The organism is Flammeovirgaceae bacterium SG7u.111 (assembly GCA_034044135.1).
Lineage (GTDB): Bacteria > Bacteroidota > Bacteroidia > Cytophagales > Flammeovirgaceae.
On sequence record CP139021.1, the window covers coordinates 3,121,559 to 3,136,198 of the forward strand.

At 41.5% G+C, this 14,640-nt stretch carries 20 protein-coding genes and 1 pseudogene; 8 read left to right on the top strand and 13 right to left on the bottom strand.

The window, feature by feature from the left end:
• Positions 1-140 precede the first annotated feature (140 nt).
• The gene (locus tag R9C00_12200; GenBank protein WPO38215.1) at positions 141-425 is read left to right on the top strand and encodes a hypothetical protein; all 285 of its coding nucleotides are present in this window, start codon (positions 141-143) and stop codon (positions 423-425) included.
• A 137-nt stretch (positions 426-562) separates the two neighbouring features.
• Here R9C00_12200 and R9C00_12205 read toward each other — a convergent pair whose 3' ends face one another.
• Together R9C00_12205 and R9C00_12210 are read right to left on the bottom strand one after the other, a co-directional pair.
• Positions 563-1,099 (bottom strand): hypothetical protein, encoded by a 537-nt coding sequence (locus R9C00_12205; GenBank protein ID WPO38216.1) that lies wholly within the window; start codon positions 1,097-1,099, stop codon positions 563-565.
• Positions 1,100-1,459: 360 nt separating this feature from the next.
• Positions 1,460-2,791 (bottom strand): amidohydrolase, encoded by a 1,332-nt coding sequence (locus tag R9C00_12210; GenBank protein WPO38217.1) that lies wholly within the window; start codon positions 2,789-2,791, stop codon positions 1,460-1,462.
• A gap of 139 nt (positions 2,792-2,930) precedes the next feature.
• Between R9C00_12210 and R9C00_12215 the strand changes: the two genes are divergently transcribed.
• From R9C00_12215 to tnpA (R9C00_12230), 4 genes are all read left to right on the top strand, one after another.
• Positions 2,931-3,692: an IS1 family transposase gene (locus tag R9C00_12215; GenBank protein ID WPO38218.1), complete on the top strand. Its 762-nt coding sequence runs from the start codon at positions 2,931-2,933 to the stop codon at positions 3,690-3,692.
• 68 nt (positions 3,693-3,760) lie between these two features.
• Positions 3,761-4,039: a helix-turn-helix domain-containing protein gene (locus R9C00_12220; GenBank protein ID WPO38219.1), complete on the top strand. Its 279-nt coding sequence runs from the start codon at positions 3,761-3,763 to the stop codon at positions 4,037-4,039.
• Complete coding sequence (locus tag R9C00_12225) at positions 3,984-4,640, top strand: IS630 family transposase (protein ID WPO38220.1); 657 nt, start codon at positions 3,984-3,986, stop codon at positions 4,638-4,640. The genes R9C00_12220 and R9C00_12225 overlap by 56 nt, the downstream gene beginning before the upstream one ends.
• 147 nt (positions 4,641-4,787) lie before the next feature.
• On the top strand, positions 4,788-5,207 hold the full coding sequence (gene tnpA, locus R9C00_12230) for an IS200/IS605 family transposase (protein WPO38221.1): 420 nt from the start codon (positions 4,788-4,790) through the stop codon (positions 5,205-5,207).
• Here tnpA (R9C00_12230) and R9C00_12235 read toward each other — a convergent pair.
• The 5 genes and pseudogenes from R9C00_12235 to R9C00_12255 all read right to left on the bottom strand — a co-directional run bounded on the left by R9C00_12235 (position 5,204) and on the right by R9C00_12255 (position 7,809).
• Positions 5,204-6,187, bottom strand: a pseudogene (locus R9C00_12235) (IS3 family transposase). The gene tnpA (R9C00_12230) and the pseudogene R9C00_12235 overlap by 4 nt on opposite strands.
• Before the next feature lie 2 nt (positions 6,188-6,189).
• Positions 6,190-6,363, bottom strand: a complete 174-nt coding sequence (locus R9C00_12240) for a hypothetical protein (GenBank protein ID WPO38222.1) — start codon at positions 6,361-6,363, stop codon at positions 6,190-6,192.
• 64 nt (positions 6,364-6,427) lie between these two features.
• Positions 6,428-7,276, bottom strand: coding sequence for an IS3 family transposase (locus tag R9C00_12245; protein WPO38223.1), 849 nt, complete (start codon positions 7,274-7,276; stop codon positions 6,428-6,430).
• Between the two features lie 49 nt (positions 7,277-7,325).
• A complete protein-coding gene (locus tag R9C00_12250) occupies positions 7,326-7,637 on the bottom strand; it encodes a transposase (GenBank protein WPO38224.1) in 312 nt (103 codons plus the stop codon).
• 43 nt (positions 7,638-7,680) lie between these two features.
• Complete coding sequence (locus tag R9C00_12255) at positions 7,681-7,809, bottom strand: hypothetical protein (GenBank protein WPO38225.1); 129 nt, start codon at positions 7,807-7,809, stop codon at positions 7,681-7,683.
• A 727-nt stretch (positions 7,810-8,536) separates the two neighbouring features.
• Here R9C00_12255 and R9C00_12260 point away from each other — a divergent pair.
• The gene (locus R9C00_12260; GenBank protein ID WPO38226.1) at positions 8,537-8,914 is read left to right on the top strand and encodes a transposase; all 378 of its coding nucleotides are present in this window, start codon (positions 8,537-8,539) and stop codon (positions 8,912-8,914) included.
• 64 nt (positions 8,915-8,978) lie between these two features.
• The gene (locus R9C00_12265; protein WPO38227.1) at positions 8,979-9,719 is read left to right on the top strand and encodes an IS3 family transposase; all 741 of its coding nucleotides are present in this window, start codon (positions 8,979-8,981) and stop codon (positions 9,717-9,719) included.
• 12 nt (positions 9,720-9,731) lie between these two features.
• Here R9C00_12265 and R9C00_12270 read toward each other — a convergent pair whose 3' ends face one another.
• The 6 genes from R9C00_12270 to R9C00_12295 form a co-directional block, all read right to left on the bottom strand.
• Complete coding sequence (locus R9C00_12270) at positions 9,732-10,004, bottom strand: hypothetical protein (protein WPO38808.1); 273 nt, start codon at positions 10,002-10,004, stop codon at positions 9,732-9,734.
• Positions 9,976-10,518, bottom strand: coding sequence for an ISAs1 family transposase (locus tag R9C00_12275; protein WPO38228.1), 543 nt, complete (start codon positions 10,516-10,518; stop codon positions 9,976-9,978). Before R9C00_12275 ends, R9C00_12270 begins: the two co-directional genes overlap by 29 nt.
• A gap of 107 nt (positions 10,519-10,625) precedes the next feature.
• The gene (locus R9C00_12280; GenBank protein WPO38229.1) at positions 10,626-11,531 is read right to left on the bottom strand and encodes a hypothetical protein; all 906 of its coding nucleotides are present in this window, start codon (positions 11,529-11,531) and stop codon (positions 10,626-10,628) included.
• Positions 11,532-11,537: 6 nt separating this feature from the next.
• Positions 11,538-13,001, bottom strand: coding sequence for an MBOAT family O-acyltransferase (locus R9C00_12285; GenBank protein WPO38230.1), 1,464 nt, complete (start codon positions 12,999-13,001; stop codon positions 11,538-11,540).
• Between the two features lie 43 nt (positions 13,002-13,044).
• Positions 13,045-13,548 carry a DDE-type integrase/transposase/recombinase gene (locus R9C00_12290; protein ID WPO38231.1) on the bottom strand — a complete coding sequence of 168 codons (504 nt, stop codon included), beginning with the start codon at positions 13,546-13,548 and terminating at the stop codon, positions 13,045-13,047.
• A gap of 397 nt (positions 13,549-13,945) precedes the next feature.
• Positions 13,946-14,107 (bottom strand): hypothetical protein, encoded by a 162-nt coding sequence (locus tag R9C00_12295; GenBank protein WPO38232.1) that lies wholly within the window; start codon positions 14,105-14,107, stop codon positions 13,946-13,948.
• 111 nt (positions 14,108-14,218) lie between these two features.
• On the opposite strand from R9C00_12295, the gene tnpA (R9C00_12300) reads away from it, so the two are divergent.
• Entirely contained in the window at positions 14,219-14,638 is a 420-nt protein-coding gene (gene tnpA / locus R9C00_12300) for an IS200/IS605 family transposase (GenBank protein WPO38233.1), read from the top strand.
• Positions 14,639-14,640: the final 2 nt, after the last annotated feature.

Genomic DNA, 14,640 nt, shown 5'->3' on the forward strand with positions numbered 1-14,640 from the left:
TTTCGTAAAAATAACTTATAAAAAGATCTCATTTAGAGATCTATACTCTTTTTTTTATAAATAATGTAAAACAGTATTATTTGTAGAGTGATTTGAACAATAAGGGCTAGAAGTGTTTATGATTATATGTGAATAAACGGATGGATTGCATATCTGTCTGTAGTTGGACTCAAGGTTTTAGGTTGGTTTATACATCAATGAAGCATGGCTTATTTGCAGCGATGGATGCCAATATTAGTAGTGTAGCGATCATCACTTATTCAGGTTCGCTATTGCCTTTGCATGATATATTTTTGTTACCTGTTCTAAATGGAGGTACAAGAGAAACCCGAAATTTATTGTTTCGGGATTCCAAGATAAGTTTAGGATATTCAGACAGGGAATTGGGAAGTTGTAAAGGCAAATATCAGGTGGGAATTGTATAGTTAAAAAATGGCTTAATGGTGTTGAGTAACTTGGTTGAGCAGTATTTAAAGAAGTTGGAAGAAATTTCTGAGCCTAATAAGGCTTTGCAGGAAGAGGGGAAAAGAGTAGAGGGGAAATGATTCCCCTCTTTGTTTTTTTAGAGTAAAAAAGTTACGCCAACTGTGGCTCCGGCTAGTACTGTTCCACCACCAACTTCGGCATTTAACCCAATTTTTTCATTAAGGAAGTATCTTACACCAACATGTGCACCAATACTCATACCTCCAGAACCTGAGCCATTATAATCAAATGTTGGACTTGAAGCGTCATCCCATTTTGTATCCCAAGAATAAAAACCTAAACTTCCACCTGCATAAAAATCCCATTCTTCGGCAGCGCTGAACAGTTCATTAAAATGATAGCTACCTCTTCCGCTTACTCCAAATATCGTATGCCTCCATTTTCCACCTGAATATTTTTCGCTATAAGATTGGTAAGAAAGTGAGCCGCCAATGGTTACGTTCTCCACAATTGCCTGTTCATACCTTACATAAACAGGAATGCCCCAGCCTGTGGCGCCAACTCCTGCAGATAGCATCTTTGCTCCATCTGAAAATGGTTCAAATTGGGCAAAACTAGCATTGGCAAAAAAGAGAGTGAAAACTGATAGCAAAACAATTACTTTGTTTTTCATTTTGATTGTGTTTAATAGGTTCATTAAATAGTGATTAGAAATGGTAGTGATAAATAGTTTAAATTGATAAAAAATCTAAGAGCTGGTTTTATTTTCATTCAATAGTAAAAAAGAATTTATAGGGATTCTTTTTTAGGTGTTTCAATACTTGTACGGTTTTACTCAATTATGAAAAAAAAGTTGCATCGGGTGTCTTTTTTTGAATGCAAATATAAGATAATTTAGTAGCATGGTTCAATAGCTCCGCTTTAGATAATATTCATAGAAATACTTTCTTTACCTGTTATAAATGAAAGAAGCTGTAGCGTGTTTAATTACTACAGCTTCTTTAGTATTTAGCCTTGAATTTGGTTTTGTAGTCTACTTCCCTGCCATTTTTTCTGCTTTGTCCATATAATCTAAGGTAAGAAAAGAAAATGCTTTCACCCCAACGGAAAACCCGCTTTCGTCTAGGTAGAAATCTGGTGTATGGTGTGGAGCGGCATCTTTTGGGTTCATCCCAACAGGCATTCCTCCCAAAAAGAAAAACAAACCAGGGACTTCTTTTGCAAAAAAGGAGAAATCTTCCGCTCCGGTCACGGCTTTTCTTAAGAATACGTTTTCCTCCCCAGCAGCTTCCACAAGGCTAGGTGCCATAGTATTGGTAAGCTCAGGGTCGTTGAAGGTAACAGGGTAGCCTTCGTGGATGTGCACCTCGGCTGTTGCTCCGGCACTTTCAGCTATGTTGGTTGCTATGAGGTTAATCTTTTCCACTATTTTCAAGCGCATATTTTCGTCCAATGCCCTAAAAGTACCATCTAGCTTTACTTCTTCGGGAATGATATTGTTTCTAACGCCTCCGTCAATATGACCTATGGAAACTACGGCAGCTTCGTTCGTTAGTTCAGAGCTTCGGCTCACGATCGTTTGCAAGCCCATTATTATTTGAGAAGAAGTTACTATTGGGTCAATCCCACTCCAAGGATAGGCTCCATGTACTTGCTTGCCTTTCACTGTAATAGTGAAACGGTTGGCACTTGCCATGGTCCCGCCGGGTTTGTAGCCAATTTTCCCCGCTTCTGTTTGCGAGTTGATATGCAGTCCAAAAACGGCTTCAATGCCATAATCTTTGATCACCCCTTCTTTCACCATCAATTTTGCCCCGCCTTCTTCGCCCGACGGCGCGCCTTCTTCGGCAGGCTGGAAAATGAAGACAACCGTGCCTTTTAAGTCCTTTTTTACTTTGGAGAGAACTTCAGCAGTGCCCATCAGTATGGCTATGTGGGAGTCATGGCCGCAAGCGTGCATTACACCAACTTCTCTGCCCTCGTATTCGCCTTTCACTTTGGAGGCAAAAGGGATATCGACCCGCTCTACTACGGGAAGGGCATCCATATCTGCCCGAAGACCAACTACCGGACCAGGTTTTCCTCCTTTCAAAACTCCGACTACCCCTGTGTGGGCAATTCCCGTTTTTACCTCCAGGCCTAAGTCGGTAAGATGTTTGGCAACCTTTTCTGCAGTTTTGAATTCTCGGTTCGAGAGTTCGGGGTTTTCGTGGAAATCTCGTCTCCACTCTACCAATTTGCCTTGGATCTCGTTGCTCAGCTTGCTTACGGTAGGTTTCAGTTTAGCTTGGGCAAAGGCTGCACTGCCAAGCCCACTCAAGGCACAAATTAGAAAAGTGATTTTAAAGCGGAATGATTTTAACATAAGTTGTAGCGTTTTGTGGTTGAAAATCATGGTTTCAATGAAGATAGGGCTATTTTCTTTTTCATCAAAATTTTAAGAGTTCTCAACTTAGGTAGTGTTCCGAAAGTAAGGATGGGGTATTTGAAAAAAAGGCAATGTGATGGATCTTTGTAAGATGCGACCCAAACAAAATCGACTTTGCCCACATTGCCATAGCGAATATACGGTCAAGAACGGTAAAACCTACTATGGTAAACAGAATCATAAGTGCAAAACGTGCAACAGGCAGTTTGTAGAGAGACAAAAAGATCCTATAGAGGCGTATAAAGAGCAACTTTTGCCGTTGTTGCCGTTGTTGCTGTTGGAGCGGATATCGCTCCGTGGTATTGAAAGGTTGTTGGGGCATGGCATGTCTTGGATATATAAGCGGATGGCAGCACACTGGTCACTGCTTCCCAAGGAGCTGCCTATGGGAAGGCTCGGTGATGCGGAAGTAGGGCTTTACTGCGCCGAGGCTGACGAAACCTGGAGTTTTGTGGGCGCAAAAGACTGTAAGGAATGGGTCTGGATAGCCATTGAAAGGCGTACCAGACTGGTTGTCGGCTTCCACGTCGGAGGACGGGACGAAGAGGGGGCGTTGGGGCTAAAACTGAGTATCAATCCCGAATTGTTGGACAAGGCCTTGGTTTTCGCCGATGATTTCCCTGCTTACCAATCGGTATTTGCAAAAGGGCAGTTGGGCCAAGAAGGCAAAAAACAGACGACTATGATAGAACGGTTTAACAATACCATCAGGCAACGGTGCAGCAGGTTGGCCAAAGCACTTTCTTTCTCGAAGAAATGGGAAAACCATTACCTGGCCATTAAGTATTTCATCGTCAACTATAACCTTGAGAAAATCGCAAAAAACCCATCCTTATAAACGGAACACTACCTATTAAGTAAGTGGACAAAAGAAACCGTATAATAAAAAAGCCTTAAATTAGCTTGATGGAAAAACGCTATATCACACTAAGTGCGTCAGAAGAGATGGAACTAAAAACCTTGAAAAAGCAGGGTGGTTCTGAACGCGAGCGCGACCGTGCCCATGCGCTGCTCCTGAGCAACAAAGGACATACGATAGATATGCTCAGGGACATATTCGAGGTGCGCAGGGCCACCATCTCGGAGTGGTTTGACAGATGGGAATCCTCAAAGGCGGCAGGATTGATGGATGCCCCCAAGAGTGGGCGGCCGAGTATCTATACGGTGGAAGAGCAAAAAAAATAGCATCCCTTGCCCGGGAAGGGCCTGTCACCTGTCTCCGTTTTTTTGCCCAAGAGGTCTCCACCAAGTTCGGCAAGGACGCCTGTGGGAAGACCGTCAAGCGGAGATCGACCTGTGTTATTTTGACGAGACGGGGATAAGCCTGTGCCCGAACGTTCCGTATGCGTGGCAGCCCGTTGGCACGGCAAACAAGCTGCCCGCCCGGCGGGGCAACGGGGTCTCCGTCTTGGGCATACTCGACCCGTTGGCCAACACCTTCACGGGGAGCTATTACCATGGCGCGGCAAACTCGGCATGTGTCATACAGGTACTGGACAGTTTCTCCGAGACGATCACGAAGAAGACCGTACTGGTCTTGGACAACGCAGCGATACATAGATCCAAAGAGGTAGGGGAAGCTATGGGAAAATGGAAGAAAAAAGGCCTGTACCTACAGTTTATCCCTGCATACTGTCCCGAACTCAACCTGATAGAGATCTTGTGGAAGATGCTCAAGCATTATTGGATCAGGCCAAGGCACTATGCATCCATGCAATCTCTCATAGAGGCCACCTTGTACATCCTACAAAATTATGGAAAACAATATTCGATTTCTTTTGGGTAGGTACTTAAGCCACCTTATTAAATTGTTTAATATCAACTTAGAAATCCACGCTCTATGAGCGTGGTTAATAACCGCTCTGCGTGGCTAAGCCAGAAAACGGCCCAATGATTATATTCAAGAGTTGTCGCCACAACCGAAGAATATATTATGAGCCGTTTTCACAAATTGTCACATTCGATCTGGTATTGCAAGTACCATATAGTTTGGACACCTAAATATAGGTATAGAATCCTCGAAGGAGCAATAAAAAGGGCAGCGATAGAGCATATAATGCAGTACGCCTCCCAAAAGAAATGTATTATCGATACGCTGAACGTCCAAAAGGGCCATGTTCACTTGATTATCGATATCCCTCCCAAATATTCGGTTTCCGATGTGGTGGGGATCTTGAAGGGCCGGACAGCCATACGGTTGTTTTCAAAGTTCAAGAAGCTGAAGCAACGCCCCTATTGGGGCAACCGTTTTTGGGCAACAGGCTATTGTGTTGATACGGTAGGGCTTGACCCAGAAAAGATAAGGCTTTACGTGGAGTATCAAGAAGAACAGGAAAAAAAGAACGAGAGCTAAGAATAACAAAGTAATAAAATAGATTTATAACCGGGGACAATGAATTCCTTTGCCTCCTTTGGGGGCAAGGGCAGTTTACCCCCAGGGGTTATCACAATTCCCCGCCCTTTGGGTGGGGATCTTTTAATTCTCAATTGTAATTCTTTTTCAGCAGGAGTCAGGTAGCCTAAGCTGGAATGAAGCCTTTCATTGTTGTACCAGTTGATATATTCATCAATGACGCCAAAGGCGTGTCCACAATCTATAAATCGATACCTATTGACACATTCATATTTTAGTGTCTTAAAGAAAGACTCTGCGACAGCGTTGTCCCAACAATTACCTTTTCGGCTCATGCTTTGGTTCATATTCCCTTTAAAAGAGGATGAAAACAGCTTTGAGGCATATTGGATCCCCCTGTCGGAATGGAAGATATGGCCTTCTGTTATCCCCTTTTTTTTCCTGGCTTTTACCCAAGCTTTATAAACAGTGTTCTCGGTTGTCATGTCGTCACTGAGCACCCAGGCAATGATTTTCCTGTCCGCCAAATCCATTACCGTTGTCACATAATGCCACTTGTTGCCGACCATGATGTAGGTAATATCAGAGACCCACTTTTGGCCGAGCACTTGGCTTTCAAAGTCCCTGTTTAGCCTGTTCTCGGCAACAGGGAACTTATGGTTTGAATCTGTAGTGGCCACTTTATACTTTCTGCACATCACAGCTTTCAGCCCCAGTTGCCTCATCAGCAATGCTATATAAGACCTGCAATAAACCAGTTTCTCTCGTTCCAGGGCTTTGCAGACCCTTGTGGCGCCATAAGTCCCTTTGCTCTTGTCAAAGATGATCTTGATACGCATCTTAAGATAATCGGTCGAGGGGCTCGGGCTCTTTGTGGCTTTTGGTCTCAGCCAATTATAATAGCCATTGGTGCTCACCCGCATCAGCTTGCACATCTTATCAACAGGATATTCCCCCTTGTGTTCAAGTATAAAACCATACCTTACCTGTCGCTCTTGGAGAAGATGCTTATGCCCGGCAGGCGTCCCTGTTTTTTTAAGATATCACGTTCCATTTCAGCGTCTTTGAGCCGCTTTTTGAGTGACTTCAATTCCTTTTCCAAAGCTAGTGTGGCCTCGTCTTTAAAAACACCCGTTTCTGATTTAAACTCCCTCACCTTCTTATAGTACTGTTTTAACCCCTGTAAAACAAGAGTAACCTTTTAGAATCGGGTTAAAAATTCAAGCGGTTTTTTTTCTGGGCAATATCAAGTGTTCACAGGCTTCCCATTTCTCGATAGGTGTCACCTTTCCCAACAGCCCATGCAGCCTGTCGTGGTTGTAGAAATGCACATACCTCTTCAAGACCTGCTCTATTTCCCCAAAGGCCGTATACTCTACCCTATCAAAAACATCTTGTCTCAATATGCCATGATAGGCTTCTATATGGGCATTTTCTTCTGGGGTGGCCACATGGGTGAACTCCTGTCCCACGCCTACCAAGCCCAAGTATTCCCGCACCCGTGTAGCTATAAACTGGCTTCCGTTATCGCTCCTGATGACCACGTTGCCAGGACATTCATATTCCTCCAACACCGCCGACAAGAAGCCGATGACCTGCTCTTGCTTGATACTGAAGGAGAACATGCCCCCCAATATCCTGCGGGTATGTACATCTATGAGCGACAACAGATAGGCGTTTTTCCCCATGGCAGGTATCCATACCATCTTGATATCCATTTCCAGGCATTCCATGGGCCTAGAGGTCTTTACCTTCCTGAACTCCACAAACTTGCGGCCGGCGCCGCCCCTGTCTATCCTGTCCGCGGTTTTTAAGAGCCCTGCCTGTTTCATGATCCTGTATACTTTCTTATGGTTGATGCGATAGCCCCCTTTTTGTAGGTAAGAGGCCATCAGGCGATAGCCACAGTCTATAAATTCATGTCCCAAAATGGCTTTGATAGACCCCAAGACCTCCTGTTCCCCTACATATCCCTTTGTTTGGTGATAAGTCTCCACAGAGGGCCTGTTCCCTTTCCTGCCCCCGCTAGGCTTGTGGTAATATAACTGCTTTCTGCCAGGCCCGCCCATTTGACGAGCTTGGCCTTGCTTGTCTTATAGCGCCCGTAAAAGCTGTCCACTAAATCTTTCTTGGATCGCACGTCCCAAACTTTTTTTTTAAGAGCTCCCGTTGTACCTCCAGTTCTATCTCCCTGTCGGCGAGCAACTTGCGGAGAAGCCTGTTTTCCTCTTCTGCCTGTTTGAGTTCCTTGCCCTTGACCTGGTAGTTCGCTTTTAGCCCCGCTTCACCTTGGTGTTCGAATTTCTTCTTCCAGCTATAGAAAGTGCCCGTGCTTACTTTCCGCTGGCGGCAGGCTTCTAAGATGCCTATTTCTTCCGATAGCCTTAGAATCTCCAGCTTCTCTTCTAGTGTCCATTTCTTGTATTTCATGGTTCAAATCTATTGTTTTGAAGTCTAAAAGAACACTCCAACCTTATTGGGGGCTAAGATAAGTACCGTCCGCTATTTTATACTCTTTGCTTAACTCGACCGTACTTCTGCCGCTTTTAACCAATTCTACCAGGGTTTCTTTGAACTCTTTGTCGTAGTGTTTTCTTGCCATAATTCCTAAGTTTACGGACTTATAAGTTTATACCAACAAAACTAGATAGTTCACTGAGTGTCATCGGTAGTGGGTACGCTGAAGGGTCGGACTGCGATCCGTGTGTTTGGCAAGTACCCAAAGTTGCGTGAGCGCCCCTATTGGGGCAACCATTTCTGGGCTCGGGGATATTGTGTTGACACAATCGGCTTGGGCATGTCGAAGATCCTCAAGTACGTAAAGTATCAAGAAGATCAGGAGAAACGTAGAAAGAGGTAGGAAATAAATGGTAAAACCGGGGACACAATAAGCTCTGCCTCCTAAGGGAGCAGAGGTAATTTCACCCCCCCCCCTTGTACCCCAGGGCTGTTAAGTTCTTAAACAAGAAAAAAGTTCTTTGATATTTGTGTTAAAAACCACTTGACTCTCAGTGATTGAATGAGAGCCAAACTTTCTATGTATGTTGATAGCTATCGAGCTAAACACTGCACTGTTCACTGGACCATTATCTGAAACAATTCTGTTTTTGTCTTCATTATGTACCACATCTTTTACCCAATGCAGGCTATTTTCAATTGTCCAGTGTCCCCTGATTTCAGTATGAAAAGCTTTTGCATCACAACGGAATAGATCAGACATATAGAACCTGTCACTATGGTGGCCCTCACCATTTTTTTCAGTTACCTTATGTATGTTCCTAACCGCTTAAAAAGTTGGACTGGTTTAGTAGCCTAAAACCAGAACGATAATGATAGACGATCTACTGAAGAATGCCCGCAGGACAGCAAGTGGCAGAAGGGTCCTAAGCTCGGCACAAAAAGCCACCATTGTTGAGGATTGGGAAGATTCCGGGCTATCTTGCCCCGAGTACTGCCGCAGGTACGGGTTAATCGCCAGCCAACTTTACAAATGGCGTTCAGACGCAAAATCAGAGGCCGTCATGGGAATCAAAAATGATGGGGAACTACATTCCAAGTCCGAGCTGGAGATGCTCAGAAGACAGAACGAAGAACTCAAGAAAGCTTTGGGAGAGGCTACGCTGGATATCAAGATCCTTAAAAAAAAGTTGGAATGGGACGCACAGAGAAACAAGAAGTCGAATCGCTATCCCAACAGTTCCAAGTAAGCATGAACAGGACTATCAAGGCACTGGGAGTTGCCAAGTCGACAATATATTACAAGCCTAAATCTTGCGTACTCCCCGCAAGAAGCCCACGCCTGAAGCAGGGGAGGCGATATTGGCTATCACTGGCAGGAAATCGACTTATGGGGTGCCCAGGGTGAGGGCTATACTGAAAAGGGACTATGGGATAGAGCTTTCCAGGTATATGGTGCATAAGTTCATGAAACAGGAGAACCTATTGGTGAAAAGGGGACGCAAGCGAGGGGCGGGCCGCCCGCATACAGGCAAGATAGCAGTAGGCCAGCCCAATACCAGATGGGCAAGTGATATTACTTCCATCAAGTGCTGGAATGGGCAGAAAGTACGCTTTGCGTACGTTTTGGACTGCTGCGACAGGTCCATCATTGCATGGACGGCAGGCATCCATATCCAGGCCTGCGACATCGAGCTGATGCTCCAGGAAGCAATATTTAACCGCTTTGGAGAGGCTCTCCCCGAAAAGGGAAAGCTCCAATTCTTGCATGACAACGGGCCTGAGTATATAGAGAATAACCTAAGAAAGCAGATCGCGTTATGGCATATTGCCGATTGCAGCACACCCGTTTACTCTCCGCAGTCAAATGGCATGTGCGAGGCTTTTAATGGCACTTTCAAAAGAGATTACGTATATGAGAGCTGTCTGGACAATCCTGAAATGATATATAGCCAGATACGGGGATGGATAGATGAATACAACCAATATGCGCCACATTCGGCATTGGATATGAAAACACCGAATGAATTTTATAACTTTAAAACCGCTGCATGACCAGTTCAGTTTTTAAGCGGAAAGAGCATGTACATGTACTAGACGTTGTAAATTGCCCCACTCTTTAGCTTTATAAGAAAAACTGGCATCATAAACAGTTACATACCAAGAAGATCTTCGTCCATGACCTTTTTCATGGGTTTCGTAAAAATCCAATGGAATATCATTGACGATAATATCCTGGATTTCATTGAAAAGGCTTGGCTGGTTTCTTTTTACCTGTATCACATAATGGTTGCCGCCCTCAAGAATTGCGTCAACTGTTTTTTTGGGTGTGGAGCGCATCAAGGAAAATGGTCACGCCCATATCTTTGAGCCTACTGCAAAGGAGGCGGACAACATCTATTTCACTTTCCTTTTTATTGCGATAAGTCTCAAGAGAATATACCAGGCCGCTTTTTTGCGTAAACAAACTAACAATTGCCTGAAAATTCTGGGTTTGGCCATGGGCATTGCTTACGGTAGAGCCTAAAGCCTTGCCATCTCCACTCACTGCATCTTCTCCTGCTAATTTCACAAAAGAAGACGCCCAAGAGTTGAAGGCATTTATCATTTCTTGTTGGTCTAGCCGGTTAATAAGACCCGAAATCGTCACATGGCTTGGAACCCCATGTTTTAACTTCAGTAATTCTGTAAAGGTCTTTGAATGAGCCTTCGCAAACCGTGCAACAGCCCGTCCTCCAAGATAACCGCACAGGTTACTGATGATTACTATGGATAAAAGCTGAATATGGCTTATCCGCTGGCCTTGGGCACGTCGGGGATCCCTTACTGTTGAGAAAGCTTCTTCTAATGTCATCTAGTTAAGATTATTTAACACAAATATAAAGCTGTTTTAGAACTGAACGACCCTGCCCCCCCCTTCTAGGGGTTATTTCAAATTCCCATCCTCAGGGTGGGGATCTTTTAATCAATATTATTTATTAATGAATCAAGTTTTAAAGTCAGCTTCTCTGCACCTATTTCGTTAAGATGATTACTATCCCAAAAATCTTCTTTAACAAAATTTGGATCTTTTAGAAAATTAAAATAATACAAATTCTCACTAGAATTAACAATTTTATTTATTGTATTTATCGTTGTATTTAGCTGATCAGGATTAATATAATCTATATATGTATAATACGCAGGACTTGTATAAAAAACAACATTAAACTTTTTAGCTTTTGATATTGCAATTATTTCTTTTAAACGTTGAATATTTGCATCTAAAAAAATGCAATTTTCCACAGTATGCCCAACTGCTCTAATCTTCCCCTGTTTGACTAAATCTTGTTGATCAGTTGATTTGTAGCTTGTCCCCCAACCTAATGTGTTACAAGTAATATTATTATTATGGTAAAGTAAAAAGTTTGAGATTTGTATTATTTTGCTTTTTAATGGGAAGTTAAGCATCTCAAAGTCATCTGCTATACCTCCATAGTTCTTAATGCCATAATATATTCTGTAATTTTTCACATAAGAAACAGAGTACTCTTTAAATAATGTAAAGTAGTCTATGGGTAATACCAGAAATTCTAAATTATTTAGATTGGCTATGTGCTTTTTTAATATTTCTATATCTTCTGCTAGTTTTTGTCCAACATGTGCACCATTAAAACCTTTTTTTGATTTTAAAAATTCTGGATCAATTCCGAAATAAGCATGAGAACTTCCTAAAAAAAGAATCTCAATCTCCGTAGCATGTTTTTTTAAATATTCGTTCTTATATGAATAATCATTAGGGATTTTTCTCAAAATAAATTCTGCAATAGATAACATTGCTATTATAGGAATTACTAAGAATATAGTCTTATATATAAATCGTTTCATATCATGTCAGAATTGGAAATATATAAACGTTTGTTCTTCACCACCAAACCATATTAATGCAATGATAATTAAATAATACAGTGCATACCTGAATAGTCGCCCCCATTTTAAACTGATATTTTCAATAGCATATTTACTTTCTCTACCAAGCCATTCACCAAGAATAAATAACAGTAAAATAAGGGGGAAAATATATCCAATTTTCCCATGAATTAAATTAATAGTTTGAACATAGCCCCACTGATATTTCAATCCACTTAGCATATCATGGATATATTGAATAGCATGCCCAATATTTTCAGCTCTAAAGAAAATCCAAGCTAAAACACTTAGACTAAAAGTTATTAGCATGAAAGTAATTTCTCTAAAAGTTGGGAGTAGCTTTCCTTTTGCTATAATTTCAATGTGACTCCTGTTGTTTTTAGTCAACAAAAGAGGTAAAAAGTAAATAGCATTTAATGCTCCCCAAATAATAAATGTCCAATTTGCTCCGTGCCAAAAACCACTGACAATAAAAATGATGAAAGTATTTCTTACTTTCATCCAAGTTCCACCACGACTTCCACCTAATGGAATATATAGATAATCTCTGAACCAAGTTGAAAGCGATATGTGCCAGCGTCTCCAAAATTCCGCAATATCTCTAGAAAAATATGGGAAGTTGAAATTTTGCATTAAATCAAAACCAAATAGTCGGGAAGTGCCAATTGCAATATCCGAGTAGCCTGAAAAGTCTCCATAAATTTGAAATGTAAAGAAAACAGCTCCAAGAACTAATGTACTACCTGAATAATCAGTTGAATTGTTGAAAATAAGATTTGCGTATTCAGCACAATTATCAGCGATTACAATTTTTTTAAATAAGCCCCAAAGTATTTGACGCATTCCATTAACTGCTTTTGAATAATCAAATACCCTTTTTCGATAGAACTGAGGTAATAGATTAGTTGCTCTTTCAATCGGTCCTGCAACTAATTGAGGAAAGAAACTTACAAATGCTGAAAATGCAATAAAGTCTTTTGTTGGTTCAAGTTTTCGCTTGTAAACATCTATTGTGTAGCTCAATGTTTGGAAGGTATAAAAACTAATGCCAACAGGTAAAATTATATTTAAGAAATTGGCTTTTATTTCAGTTCCAACAAATGAAAATGCAGTAATAAAGTTGTCAAGAAAGAAGTTGTAGTATTTGAAGAAACCAAGAAAACCTAAGTTTACTAAAATACTTATCCATAAAAGTGCTTTTCTTCTTGTTTGGTTGTTTTCAGTTTTCAATTTCAAACCAACTGAGTAGTCAATAAAAGTGCTGAATACTATTAATGATAAAAATCTCCAATCCCACCATCCGTAAAAAACATAACTGGCAACGACAATAAGAAAATTTTGAGATTTCAAATTTTTATTCGTCACAAACCAATAGAGTGTAAAAACTATCGGCAAAAAAATCGCAAAATCAATTGAGTTAAAAAGCATTTATTTCTTATTCGTTTATAATTTGCTCTGTGACACATATATTCTAGTCAATGATAAGTTTATAAATTAAGATTATCAAGTGTTTGTCAGCGTTCCATTTTTCGATAGGTGTAATACGCCCCAAGAGCCCATGGAGCCTGGTGTTGTTGTAAAACTTGACATAGCGCTTTAGTATTTGCTCGATTTCACCAAAATTCTGATATTCAAACCGAGTAAACACCTCCTTTTTCAAGATACCATGATAGGCTTCTATATGTGCATTTTCTTCTGGTGTCGCTACATAGGTAAATTCTTGTTGGACACCTATTAACCCTAGGTACTCCCGTACATTCTTAGCTATGAACTGGCTCCCATTGTCACTCCTGATAACCATGCTCTCAGGGTAACCGTAGTCTTCAAACAATAATGATAAAAGTGCTATGACATGGCCTTGTTTTATCGTGTAAGAAAAATAACCCTTTAATATCTTACGTGAGTGGACGTCGATCACGGATAACAGATAGGCATTCTTTCCCGTATCGGGAACCCATACCATCTTAATATCCATCTCTAAACATTCTAACGGTCTAGTGGTATGTACTTTTCTATATTTCACAAATTTACGCCCAGAGCCACTTCTACCGATCCTATTGCCCGGTTTTTAACAAGCCTTCTTCTCTCATTATTCGATATAGCTTCTTGTGGTTTATATGATAGCCTTCTTTATTCAGATAACCGGTCATCAACCGATAGCCACAATCTATAAATTTATGCCTTAAAATATTTTTTACCGTGGGCTATCTCTTTTTGTGATACCAACCTTTTTGATCGATGGCAAGTGTATTCAGAGGGCTTATTGCCTTTCCTACCTGGGCTTGGCTTTCTGTAGTAGCTGCTCTGGGCTATCCCGACCATCTTTATGATCTTAGGTTTACCACACTTATATTTTAGGCAGATAGTATTGACTAAATCTTTCTTGGATCGGATGTCCCAAACTTTTTTAGAAGTTCCCGTTGTACTTCTAGCTCAATCTCTCTGTCACCAAGGAGCTTGCGCAATACCCGGTTCTCCTCTTCTGCCGCCTTTAGTTCTTTGCTTTTGGTATTATAGGTGATTTTTAATATCAACTTAGAAATCCACGTTCTTTGAGCGTGGTTAATAACCGCTCTGCGTGGCTAAGCCAGAAAACGGCCCAATGATTATATTCAAGAGTTGTCGCCACAACCGAAGAATATATTATGAGCCGTTTTCACAAATTGTCACATTCGATCTGGTATTGCAAGTACCATATAGTTTGGACACCTAAATATAGGTATAGAATCCTCGAAGGAGCAATAAAAAGGGCAGCGATAGAGCATATAATGCAGTACGCCTCCCAAAAGAAATGTATTATCGATACGCTGAACGTCCAAAAGGGCCATGTTCACTTGATTATCGATATCCCTCCCAAATATTCGGTTTCCGATGTGGTGGGGATCTTGAAGGGCCGGACAGCCATACGGTTGTTTTCAAAGTTCAAGAAGCTGAAGCAACGCCCCTATTGGGGCAACCGTTTTTGGGCAACAGGCTATTGTGTTGATACGGTAGGGCTTGACCCAGAAAAGATAAGGCTTTACGTGGAGTATCAAGAAGAACAGGAAAAAAAGAACGAGAGCTAAGA